Genomic DNA, 12,647 nt, shown 5'->3' with positions numbered 1-12,647 from the left:
TTCAAAGAGCGAAACGGGAAAGCTCCGGTTGAACTTAATCAACTGAATAATCAACAATTGCTTGATAAAATATTAAAAGGCAAAGAGCCTTATTCCTGGCTTAGGAATCTACTGTCATCACCCTGATTTAGGGACAGTGCCATTCCAGGAACTAAAAAGATTGTCCTTATCTTATCTTTCCCTTTTCTTCGCTTGGCCAAATTTTTCTCCATTTATGCCAAATCTCACCCTTGTTATCACTAGAAAAAGCAGAATTATCAAAGCTAGTGTAGCCCCCAATACTCAACTTGCCTCTTTTCATCCCCCTTGCAACGTAAGGGCCAGCATCACCCCTAATACTCAATTCTCCTCCCCCCATGTCTGTACCTACTGAATTGCCAGCATTTCCCTCTACTGATATATCCCCTTTGCACATCCTTGCTCCTACTGCATAACCCACATCTCCATGAACATTTATATCTCCTCCTTCCATTTCCTCGCCTAAAGAATGAAATTCCTTTCCCGTTTTGCCAAGATAAATAGATAAATAACATTTCTCTTGATTTCTATATCCAAGATGAGAAAATGGTTCTTTAAAATCCTCCAAATGAAGACGGAAGGAAAGATGTTCAATTTCAGAATGTTCTTTCCCTTTCTTTCTTTCCTGACTTACATATTCTCTAACTGTTTTATTAATAATTGAGGAAACAAAATATCCAAAATAATTTTCCATATCTTTCTCTTTATCTTTCTCTTTCTCAAATTTCTCTAAAAATCTCCTTATTACTTTGGGTACACTTTTTGAAGGAATTTCTGGAACTTGAGGTAAAAAGATTTCATTCTTCCATTGAGTAATTATTTCACCTTTTTTAAATTCACGGGCTTTTTTAAAATCTTTCCACTCCTTTCTTAGTATTTTTACAACATTTCTAATCTCCTTTTCTGAAAGTGCCTTTTCTTTCTCCATAAATTCTGGTTCAATTTTTTCTGGAATTTCGGTCTTTTTCTCTGAAGCACTAATCGAAACTTTTTTCTCTTCTTTATGTATCTTCTCCAATCTTTTCTCTTTTATTTTTTCTGACTCTTCCTTTTCAGATAAAATCTCTTCTTCATATTTTTCCTCGGGTTTCTCCTTCTCTATTTCCTTCCTCTTAGGTAAGACCTGTTCAGGTTTTAATTCTGGTTTTTCAAAATATTTATCTTTAAGGAATTGAGTAAGTCTTTCAATCTCGGTTTTATAAATCTCTACCTTCTCTTCTTGAATTTTTTTATCTAAAAGGCCTAAAGTTTCTGCTCCGTTATTTTGAATCCGAAACCCATAACCTACATTTTTAAAACCCAACATTTGATCAAAAGGAACCTTTTCCTGCTCATAAAACTCATTTAATAAATTCAAAATTTTTAATCTCATCTCTTTTCCTTCTTTTTCTACACTGCTCCTTAATTCTTCATCTCCTGTCCAATCTTCCCTTTCTGGTTCAGTTGGATAAATCTCAATCCAGGGAGGGGAGACCTCCTCTTTTTCAATATGCCCTTCACAAGATTGAGAAATCTCAATCTTAAATGCTTTTAGCATTACCACCGTATCTTTTATTCCTTGTTCAATTGGCTTTCCTAAACGATCTTTAGTTTTCTCTACTTCCTCTTTGATTTTTCGGAGCTGTTCTTCTTTGTCCTCCCCTTTTTTAAGTTCTGTCTTTTCTTGTCTTGTCTCAGCTGGAATATATATTTCTCTCATATAATTTTTCCTTTCTGTCTTCAAATTAGTTATTAAAAATCTTCCTTATCCTTATTTTATCATGGTCATAATGAATTAGCCATTTATTTTATAATTTTTCACAAATTCATTAGCCTCTTCTTTAATAATAACCACCCCTTCCAATTGCGCCTCATAAAGCGCATTTTTTATCTCACCAATAATTTTTCCGCCGCCAGTTTTGCTTGGCTGAATACCCAAGATATCCATTATCTCCCGGCCATTTAATAATGGCTTTTTTTGTTCTTGGGGAATTTTCTGCTCATCGTCCCAAAGTCCACGAATCTTTTCATAGGTTTCTAGTCTCACTGGTGAGCTGCCTTCGCAATCAGCTTTATATAATCGAAGCAACAGCTCAAACCGCGGATCTTGTAAAAGTCTTCTTTGTCTGCCCTTCCTCATATTAACAACATCCTTGATATTAATGTGATGTTCTATTGCCCAGGAAACAGCATCTACTTGTTTGGTTGAAAATCTTAATCCTCTCATTATTATTCTAGCCTTATCTGCTCCTAATTTTGCATGTCCGTTAAACCTGATTCTATCAGCTTTCTCTTGGGGCATTGTCTGGGTCTCGGGTTTTCCAATATCGTGTAACAAAGCCGCCCAAGCTAATTCCAAAGAAGAATCTTCATCTAATACTTCCAGAACCTTTAATGTGTGCTCCCAAACATCGCCCTCTTCGTGAAACTCCTCTGGCTGTTTTAATCCTTTTAATGTCTCAATTTCTGGAATAATATGTTCTAAAATTTTTAATTCAGATAAATCTCTTATTGCTTCTGCTCTTGATTTTTTTAACAACATTTTACTAAATTCCTCCTGTACTCTTTCCGGCGCCAATCTTCTCACCTCAACGGCTCTTTCTTTTATCCCTTCTTTAGCCGACTTATCCAAGCTAAAACCCAAACGATTCTCAAAACGCACTGCCCGCAATATACGAAGCTTATCTTCATTAATTCTATCTCCGGCCTTGCCAATAAATCTAACAATTTTATCCTTTAGATCTTTATAACCACCAACATAATCTATTAATTTCTGACTTACTGGATCAAAAAACATGCCATTAATAGTGAAATCTCTCCGTTCAGCATCTCCTCTATCATCAACTATCTCTACCCCGTCGGGTCTCCTACCGTCAGAATAGCCCAAATCTTTTCTAAAGGTCGCTATCTCAAATTCTTCATCTCCCATCCTTGCTCTTATAACTAAAAAATTCTTACCTGTTGCGTCAATTTTATCAGCAATGGATTTAAAAATTTTCTCAACTTCATCAGGCGGAGCAGAGGTGGCAATATCAATGTCATGACCGCGCTTGTTCATTAAAAAATCCCGCACCCAGCCGCCGGCAAAATAGGCTTTGTGTCCGCTATTTTGCAAAGCTTCAACAACCTCCATAGCCTTCTTTTCAACATCATTAAGAGGAAGGTATTCCATTTGAAACTCGTTTGTTTCCTTAAGTTCCGACTCAACCGGGTTCAATTTTTCTTTGCTCATAAATTTTAACTCCTCATACCTATCATGGGGTCTTAACCTACATCCCATAATACAAATACTCTTTATACAACCCCTGAACCAAAGGATAAATATCATCTTTATACTCTTCAGGGATAATCTCTTTATACTTTACTCCTCGCTCACCGTCAAAATGCAAAAGTTTATCAAGATAATTTTTGCAGTCCTCTTTATCTGGTCCCCCACCATACCCTCGCATTTTGGCATCCGTCCCACTTCGTCTCACCTGAACAAACATGTTATCATCAAACTGAAAAAAAGTAGCATCACCAGTAAACTTAACTGTTTCTAATTTTCCAAAATCTAAATCCGGAATAGCTTCACTTAGAACCTCGCGCGCTTGCTCGATTGTAATTTTATTATTTCGAAAAGCCAAAGCAATACTTAAATAAAAACTATCTGTCTTATCCCTCTTAATTTCCCCTTTTAATTTCGCGTCTTTCATTTTTATCGGATCTGGCTCACTTTCATTATAATAAACAATATCATCCCGAACATAATAAACGCTTTTTATCCTGTTCTCTCTAAAAATTTCACCTAAATATTCAGAAATTATTTTATTTTCCTTGAATAAATTAGCAGCCAATGCAGTCGCAATCACGCTAGATTCACCCGCGCTCTTATCTCTCATAGCCAATGCTTTGCGTCCACTTTTAGTAACCAACATATCTTCCAACCCAGTTATCATTCCCCCGCTCTCTTCTCCGCCAAAAACCATCCTCGGCTCCTGTCCTAAATTTATATTCCCCCCATAAATATCCCTAACAATCACATCTTTGGAGTCATCATTAATAATTTGTTTTTCAACTTTTTTTACTATATGGGCAATCTCCTTGATTCCCACCGGGGTCGTCACCACTTTAATTCCATTGTACTCTGCCCATTCGTCCCAAATTTTTGGCGACGGCGTGGTTGTTACTATAAACCGCGGGTGATTCTCCCAAACCCCTTCCGCTTTTAATTGCTTCATATAATAATCCATAATCAGAAAAAAAGAATAGCCCGGATTATAAACTGTAAAAATTTTCTCTTTGTCTATTTCAATATAATCAAGTCCTAAATCTTTCACTATTTTTGCCCTATCTCTTGATTCTACTTGGCCAATAACTAATCTATCAGTATCTGGGTCTGTTATTAAAACTACATAACCTACTGGCTTATCTACCAAATCATATTCTATTCCAGCATTCTCTATCACTTCCATCAAACAAAAATCACATGAATAATCAAAAAATTCTTCTTTGTTGGTTTCTGGATTCTTTCGCCAAACCTTACCAATTCCATGAAAAAATGAATCTTCCTCAATGTTATGCCAATCAAAAACTTCATTAATTCCTAATTTTTCAAATACCGGTAACATCGCTTTAGAAGCGCAACCACCCACCGCTTCCATCATTAATCTAAAACCATTTCTTGCCTGTTCTTTAATTAAATTTATATTAACATTTTTAGCCACACTTTTCTTCAAATACTCTGTATACTCATCAAAACCATCAAAATCATCACTTATCAAGGGATCGTTCTTGGCAGAAAACTTTATCACATAACCATCGGGGCTCTCTTTGGCTTCTTTTAAAATCCCTTTAATTTTATCAATAAACCTTAAACTCATCTCCGGCAAAAACTGGCTCCCCTGACTATCTAAATCTTTAGTGGCTATTTTACTGCTTATTGCATGTGAAGAGGTTACATATTCTCCGCCATCGTAGCCATTCATAAAAACCCAAAAAGACACCATCCAGATTGAAGTTAGTTCATTTTTAAATGGCCGATGCACATAAATTCCTTGAGCTGCTTCAATCCGCGAAATCAATTCCACATATTCCCTACTGTTATATCGCACTTCACTGGAAACAACCTTATGAATTTCCCTATCTTTAATATCATCTTTAAGGACCAGGGCTTTTCCAAAAGTTGCCAAAATTATCCCCATTTGGTTTAAAGGAAACCGCGTATCCCAGGGGTATAAAACATTCTGCGGTCCCCTAATACCACCGGTGGAAACTTTGGCTTCTTTTTCATAATTCGCCAGCCATTCTTCCAGCTTCAATTTCTCTATCAAATCTTTAGTCAATCTAAATTCAAACTCTCCCTCTTCATCCAAATTTATCAATTTATTATTCTTAATCTCCCCTGGAGTGTTTTCTTCAATCAAACGAAAGTATTCTTTTTTTAATTCTCTTATCTCTGTCTGCCTTTCTTGTTTAGTTTTCTCTGGCATAAGTATTCTCTTAAAGCTAAAAACAACTGCCTCCTCTCACCGCCACCCCTTCATCATCTCCCACTTCGTCCTGATAATTCCTCCCAGCCCCCACCACATAGCAACCAGACAAATTAAGAATCCAACAAATGGAATACTGCAAACTATCGTCAATGCTACTAGGCCTAAAAGCATTGCCAGTCCCAAAGAATCCTTTTTCTTGCTCTTGGATAATATCCATAATCCCAAAGCAATACCCGCAAAAACTTTGGAAAGATAAAGAGAAATACCGTACATTACCAGGCCAATCACTGAAAGCGGAATACCGATGATAGTAAAGAGGAGCAAAAATAAAACCACGGGCGCGACAATGGAATAAACCAAGCCCCACAAAATACTTTTGCCCGGCTCTTTGATCATTTGCTTAGCCATCTCCCCGATCTTCTTTCTCATCAAAGCTACCAATACTAAACCAACGACTAAGAGGCCAAATAATTCGGTGATTCTACTCAGCCACCAAAAAGGCTTCCAATCCGACTTTTTAACAGAAACCTTGGGTTGGAGTTGTTTAAGCTCTCCTGAAATTAAAGCGCCAGAAGCCACCTTGGCCGGCTCTTTAGAAGTATATTCTAAAGTCTGGCCGATTATAGCGCTTTCGCGCACTGTCAGCTCGCCATCCACATCAAGCTTGCCGCCACCGGCTAGCTCGCCAGCAATAACTACTTGGGCGCCGCCGCCATCAATCCGGCCGTTAATCCTGCCCCGCAACTCAATCGTTGCTCCATAAACAGCCGCATCCCAAGCGACTTCGCTTTCTTGGCCTAGAATAATCATGTTCCCAAAACCAGTCACGTTTTTGCCAACCTTGCCGTTAATTTCAACAACCTGGCCAACGACGCGGACACTGCCAGCCACATCACCGTTAATCCTGACGTTTGAACCAGCGGCAAACACACTACCCCCGACATCTCCGTTGATGACTACGGATTGACCAAGCACAAACAAATCCTGGGGCACTGGAGCATTAATCTCTACTGTGGCTCCGGCTCGAAAAAGATTGCCGATAACCGCCTCGTCTTCGCCGATATAAATGTTTTGATTGGCTGCCGCCCCTACAGCCAAGGGCACGGCAAGAATAAGTGTAAAGAATGCGCTGGTAATTAAAAACTTTTTGATTTTTTGCACCTGTGGTGAACTTGTTGAATCCATAAAACCTCCCTTGTGATTTATTATTTATTGTTTATTATTTATTATTCTTTTTATTAATTTATTAACTTTATTAACAATCTTATTAACCCTATTAACTATCACTCCTTCATTATATCACTTTTCCGCCACCACAACAATATTTCCCCGCCCCCAAAAAGACTCCCAAAAACTTGATTTTTTCTTCCTATCAATGTAATATTTATCGGTTATATTAAATCCTGATTTTTTGACGAGCCGCCTTAACTCCGCTAAACTAAAAGCATAGTAGTAGCGTTTGATTTTGCTTCCAGTAATCCCCCAAGGAATCAGCAAATCTTTAAAACCCAAGCACCTTTTGTTCTTAACAATCGAACAATGAAACAATGAAACAATGAAACAATATAACAATTTAACAATATAGCAATTTAACAATATAGCAATACGCCGAGGTTTATATGCCTCCCGCAGTAAATGCCAATTCGTCATAATCAACTTCCCACCCGGCTTTAATACCCGATGCATCTCTTCCAGCGCTTTCAATTGCAGCTCCCGCGATGGTATATGATGTAAAACCGCAATACATAAAACAACATCCCAGCCCAAGGCTGGTCCGCCTTTGGTGGAAAATTTCCCATCCCCAAATGGTAAATCCAAAATATCAGCAACCTGATAATTGATAATTGATAATTGATAATTGTTTGGATTTTTGACTTTGGATTTGATTTGGAATAATTTAGAATAATTTGAATTTTGAAATTTATCTTTTGCTTTCTCAATCAACTCCTCACAACTATCTACTCCAGTATATTCCACCCCCATGCCATCCAACGCTTCAAAATACCTCCCGTCTCCGCATCCCACATCCAAAACTTTTTTTCCAGCGCCAACCTGCTTCTTTATTAATTCAAAAATACTCTCCCAAGGATTAGCTCTTCTTGCAAAACATTCACTGCCAAAATCATAATCATCCTTCACCTTCTTTAAAATATTTTGTGCCAATTCTAGATTCATTCACTTAATTTACTATTTTATTGGTTTATTAATTTATTACCATCAATTACCTAATTACTCTATTACCCGATTACTTGATTACCATGAACATAACCCTCGAGAAATTCATCCTTAAACTTGCCAGACAAAAAAATCTAACCCGTGCCATCCTGTCTTCCTCTAAAAGACGTCTCGCGGCCAATTTTGGTATTTCCCTCCCCACGAACGCCGAACTAATTCAAGCTTACCATAAATTACTCAAAAAGAAAAAAATTGTCAAAAATATTCAGCTTGAGCGTCTTCTTAAAAAACGGGAAATTCGGACGCTTTCCGGCGTTGCCCCAATCGCGGTCCTGACTAAACCCTATCCTTGCCCTGGTAAATGCATTTACTGCCCTAATGAAAAAGATATGCCAAAGAGCTATCTCTCCAATGAACCAGCGGTCATGCGGGCAATCTTAAATAAGTTTGACCCCTATAAACAAGTCCAAATGCGACTGCGAGCGCTTGAAGCTAACGGCCACCCAACGGACAAATGCGAACTCATTGTTATGGGGGGAACATGGTCTTGTTTACCAATGGTCTATCAGACAAATTTTATAAAAAGGTGTTTCCAGGCCTTTAATGAATTCGGCAAGAAAACAAGAAAACAAGAAAACAAGAAACAAGAAACAAGGCTTCGTAATTCGTATCCATTCGTCAAAAATTCGTTGCCATTTGTGTTGAAAAAAAATGAAAAAGCCAAACATAGAGTCGTCGGATTAACCTTAGAAACCCGCCCTGACTATATCACCCAAGAAGAAATTCTAAGAATGCGCTCCCTCGGCTGCACCCGAATAGAAATCGGAGTCCAATCAATTTATGACGACATTCTCAAGCTTAACAAACGCGGCTGCACCCGCCAGCAAATTATTGACGCCACCCGTCTGCTCAAAGATGCGGGTTTTAAAATCACTTACCACCTGATGCCGAACTTACCAGGCGCCACTCCAGCTCGCGACTTTAAAATGTTCAAAGAGCTCTTCTCTGATCCTGCGTTCCAGCCTGACCAGTTAAAAATATACCCGTGCGTTATTACCCGCGACGCTAAAATATACAGCTGGCTCAAGTCAAAAAAATACAAACCTTATTCAGAAAAACAACTCACTAATCTTCTTATCAATATCAAAAAAAATATCCCGCCTTATGTCCGCATCACTCGCCTGATTCGTGACATTCCTTCAGAATCAATTATTGCCGGCAATAAAATTTCCAATCTCCGCCAAATTATTCAACAAAAGATGCAGGCAACAGCGCAAACAACGCAAAGCAACACAAAATCAAAAAAATGCATCCGTGATCCGTTGCCATCCGTCAGTAATCCGCGGCAATCCGTGTCCGTATGCCAATGCATCCGCTGCCGCGAAATCCGCGGGAGTGATTATAAAATGAAAGATGTAAAACTCATCAAACGCGAATACCAAGCTTCTCAAGGTAAAGAAATATTTTTAAGTTACGAAGATGTAAAACAGGATAAAGTCATTGCGTTTCTACGTCTCCGTCTCCCTCAATTACTCAATTACTCAATTACTCAATTACCAACGCTTAAAAACGCCGCGATCATCCGCGAGGTCCACACCTACGGCACCATGATTCCGGTCGGTCAACTCGGCAAAGTCCAACACCGAGGATTCGGAAAAAAACTAATGGCAGAAGCAGAAAAAATCGTTAAAAACTTTGAGCCGGGTCGAAAGGCCAAAAAGGCCGGTTATAAAAAAATCGCGGTCATCTCCGGCATTGGCGTCCGTGACTATTATCGCAAACTCGGATATAATTTAGAAAACGAGTATATGGTAAAATCTTTTTAACGCTCTTTTAAAAGGAGAAAAAATGAACGAGTCAATGACCTCCTCGCCTCAATCTAAAAACCAAAAGGACGGCTGATTCCAGGACGTCCTTTTTTTCTTGAAAAAAAAGAGGGGTCAACCAAGCTTGGCTGACCCCCGAAGAGATTGCCGGGCAATCTCCTGAATGCCGGTGGTGTCCCGTCATGGGGAAAAAGAGCAGGGGCATTTGAGAGACGTGGCGACATCTCGCGGGCGGGGCACCAGAGTGCAGAGAGAGATCTCTGTGCAAATCATTCTATTTTCATCATATCCCTAAAGAAATTTTTTGTCAAGGCCTTAACTGTGGATAACTCTTAGCTTGACAAACTAATAAAACTATGGCATTGGGGTGGGGACAGGCAAAATCCTCCCTGGGTTATTGAGCGGCTCTTATCTCGCTCAAGGAACGCGGTGAACTCCGCCAAGCTTTAGGATTAGTTCCGGAAGAATCTCTTCACAGGCTATAGGCGTTTCCGCCTTAACCGGCTTTAGAAAATCCTTCTTTGGAGTTTGCTGGCTGGCTGGCCCCAAAGGGACGCAGATGCTAACAAAAGCCATGGTCCTAACCCGGCTTCGACGAAGGGTTTTGGGTCCGCTGCGAGCTGTTTTCTTCGGCGCCCCCTCTCTGGGCCTGGCACCGTCAACAAAAGCAAAGGCTTTGCAGCTCACTGTCATAACCTTTGCTTGGGGTGTCAGTTGCTGCTGTGAAGGTTCGCCCAAACCCCCACTGTACGCCTGACTGGCAAACAGCAGTTCGCCAACTACTGCTATCATCAGGAATACGGGTACTGCTAGAATGACTTGCACTTTCATAGACATCTCCTCTCTTGTTAAGGGAGAGAGGAAAGATATTGCCCATCCCCGTTTAAGGATGTCTGGACAATGCAATAAGTTTAGCACGGAAAAAACAACCTGTCAAGACTAACTTTCAATTTTTCTTTAAATACCTTATAATAAATATAGATAATTCTTAACTTATTATTTTATGGCAAAAAAACAAAGCGCAAAGGAAAAACCAAAAATCTTATTGGTTGACGATGATGACTTTTTTTTAAAAATGTATGCCCATAAATTTCGGATTGAGGGATTTAGGGTGTTAACAGCCGCTGGCGCTGAAGAGGGATTTAAGCTGCTAAAAAAAGAAAAACCTAGTTTGGCTTATGTTGACATCGCAATGCCCAAGAAAGACGGTTTTTATTTTCTCAAACAAGCTAAAGGATGCGGAGAAACCGCGGACATTCCAGTTATCTTGCTCACCAACCTTGAAGGTCCGGAAGTTAGAGAAAGGGGCTGCCACTTAGGCGCCTTGTATTTTGTTTCTAAAGCGGAGAAACTGCCATCGGATTTGGTTCGGATTGCCAATGAGGTTTTAGTGGCGCAAAAAGTGGAACCGGATGATTTTTAAAAAATTATAACAAACCTAAAAAGGGTCATTCTCAAAAATGTGAGATGACCCTTTTGTATTTTAAAAACTCACCTTGAACTAAACCAATGCGGAGCGGGAAGGTTTTGGTGGTGCCTGTTAGGTTGTTGGTGATGTCCCATATCCTTCACTTTAATAATATCTAATCTGATCTAGGTTATAAACTTAAGATAATTATCCTTGCTGATTATCTCATATTTAGCATTTTTATAAGTTTCTAACCAGTCCTTTGGCGGTCTACTTTTTTTAAACGCCCATTTTATCTCATAACCATAAAGTTTTCCTTTCCTTTCTTCAATAAAATCAATTTCTTTTTGGTCATAAGTTCTCCAAAAATAGTTATTAGAAAAAATTTTAAGATATTCCTGCCTTTTTATTCTTTCTATTATAATATAATTCTCCCAAAGCATTCCCAAATCATCTCTTAATTTCAAGGGGTTAAAATTATTAATCAAAGCATTACGAACGCCCAAATCAAAAAAATAATAACGAGAATTCTTACTTATCTCTTTGCGTAAATTTCGGCTAAAGCCAGATAATGAATAAACTACAAACGTTTTTTCTAATAAATCTAAATATTTTTCCACTGTATTCTTGCTCATTCCCAATTGGCCGCCAAGCTCGTTAAAAGATACTTCCTTGCCTATTTGAAAAGCTAGCAGTTGCAGGAGACGGACAATTTTATTGGAGTGTTTTAATCCTTCTAATTCTAAAATATCTTTATATAAGTACGAACTAATAATTTCTTTAAGGTATTTTTCTCTTTCTTCATTATTAGCAGTTATAACTACTTCTGGATATGAACCATATATAAGACGATTTTCTAAATTGGCCTTTGTCTCAAAAATTTTCTCAATCTCCTTTATTTCTAATTGAGCTAAGGGAAACATTCTTAGAGTATATTTTCTGCCAGTTAAGGGTTCGCCAATATTCTTAGCTAAATCAAAAGATGAAGAACCAGTCGCAATCACTTTGACATCTTTTATATTGTCCACAATGAGTTTCAAATTCAAGCCAATCTCTTTTATTTTCTGGGCTTCATCAATCACCAAAAGTTTATTTTTACCCACAAAACCTTTAAGCTTTTCAATAGATTGACTACTAAGATATTCCTGGATAATAATATCTTCACCATTAACTAATAAATGTTTCTGATTAACCTTTTCAAGAAATTTATTAATCAAGGTTGTTTTACCACAACGGCGCGGACCATAGATAATAACTACTTTATTTGGAGAAAGTAAATTTTTTAAATTTTTTAGTTGTCTTTGGGGGACATACATAATCTTAATTTTAGAGATAAAAAAATACGGTCAGTTCATTGACTATATTTTATAAAATTTAAACACTGGTGTCAAATTTATTTTGTGGATAACTAGGACATCGAAGCACTATAATAAAGGGTGACATTCTAGCTCTATAACCACACCCCTCTTGATAAATTCCCCAAACAGGTATAGGGTGAAGATAGAGAAAGAATCAACCCCGTTAGATAAGCTATGGCTATCTAACGGAGTAAACCTCAAGTCCCTTATTTTAGGGGGCCAAGGACTTTTGCCTGATGAGGTAAATATTGTTCTTTGTAAAAAATAGGAAAAAGAATCCCTTAGTTTCTAGTTTCTCAATTTCTCAATTTCTCTTTATGAAAGGAGTGAAAGAAAATGAAAAACCTAGTAATAGTAGTATTGATGCTGTTAGTTGGTCTGATGCTGGCCGGCTGTGGTAAGAGTCCCA

9 protein-coding genes are annotated in these 12,647 nt (G+C 38.3%); 2 read left to right on the top strand and 7 right to left on the bottom strand.

Going from position 1 to position 12,647, the window contains the following annotated elements; all coding sequences use genetic code 11:
• Positions 1-166: 166 nt before the first annotated feature.
• The 5 genes from KKD20_01195 to KKD20_01175 form a co-directional block, all read right to left on the bottom strand.
• A complete protein-coding gene (locus KKD20_01195) occupies positions 167-1,717 on the bottom strand; it encodes a hypothetical protein (protein MBU4331723.1) in 1,551 nt (516 codons plus the stop codon).
• A gap of 75 nt (positions 1,718-1,792) precedes the next feature.
• Entirely contained in the window at positions 1,793-3,229 is a 1,437-nt protein-coding gene (locus KKD20_01190) for a CCA tRNA nucleotidyltransferase (GenBank protein MBU4331722.1), read from the bottom strand.
• Between the two features lie 37 nt (positions 3,230-3,266).
• Entirely contained in the window at positions 3,267-5,468 is a 2,202-nt protein-coding gene (locus KKD20_01185; protein ID MBU4331721.1) for a hypothetical protein, read from the bottom strand.
• A 36-nt stretch (positions 5,469-5,504) separates the two neighbouring features.
• Positions 5,505-6,656, bottom strand: coding sequence for a hypothetical protein (locus KKD20_01180; GenBank protein ID MBU4331720.1), 1,152 nt, complete (start codon positions 6,654-6,656; stop codon positions 5,505-5,507).
• Between the two features lie 114 nt (positions 6,657-6,770).
• Positions 6,771-7,646 carry a class I SAM-dependent methyltransferase gene (locus tag KKD20_01175; GenBank protein MBU4331719.1) on the bottom strand — a complete coding sequence of 292 codons (876 nt, stop codon included), beginning with the start codon at positions 7,644-7,646 and terminating at the stop codon, positions 6,771-6,773.
• A gap of 83 nt (positions 7,647-7,729) precedes the next feature.
• Here KKD20_01175 and KKD20_01170 point away from each other — a divergent pair, with 83 nt between their 5' ends.
• A complete protein-coding gene (locus KKD20_01170; GenBank protein MBU4331718.1) occupies positions 7,730-9,472 on the top strand; it encodes a tRNA uridine(34) 5-carboxymethylaminomethyl modification radical SAM/GNAT enzyme Elp3 in 1,743 nt (580 codons plus the stop codon).
• A 417-nt stretch (positions 9,473-9,889) separates the two neighbouring features.
• On the opposite strand, the gene KKD20_01165 is transcribed toward KKD20_01170, so the two are convergent.
• Entirely contained in the window at positions 9,890-10,303 is a 414-nt protein-coding gene (locus KKD20_01165; protein ID MBU4331717.1) for a hypothetical protein, read from the bottom strand.
• Positions 10,304-10,475: 172 nt separating this feature from the next.
• On the opposite strand from KKD20_01165, the gene KKD20_01160 reads away from it, so the two are divergent.
• Positions 10,476-10,895 (top strand): response regulator, encoded by a 420-nt coding sequence (locus KKD20_01160; GenBank protein MBU4331716.1) that lies wholly within the window; start codon positions 10,476-10,478, stop codon positions 10,893-10,895.
• Between the two features lie 170 nt (positions 10,896-11,065).
• On the opposite strand, the gene KKD20_01155 is transcribed toward KKD20_01160, so the two are convergent.
• Positions 11,066-12,196 (bottom strand): ATP-binding protein, encoded by a 1,131-nt coding sequence (locus tag KKD20_01155; protein ID MBU4331715.1) that lies wholly within the window; start codon positions 12,194-12,196, stop codon positions 11,066-11,068.
• Between the last annotated feature and the right edge of the window lie 451 nt (positions 12,197-12,647).

It is taken from the genome of Patescibacteria group bacterium, assembly GCA_018896645.1.
Taxonomy (GTDB): domain Bacteria; phylum Patescibacteriota; class Patescibacteriia; order UBA2591; family JABMQE01; genus JAHIMF01.
The sequence above is the reverse complement of the archived record's forward strand: the minus strand, read 5'-3'. Positions and strand labels throughout refer to the sequence as shown.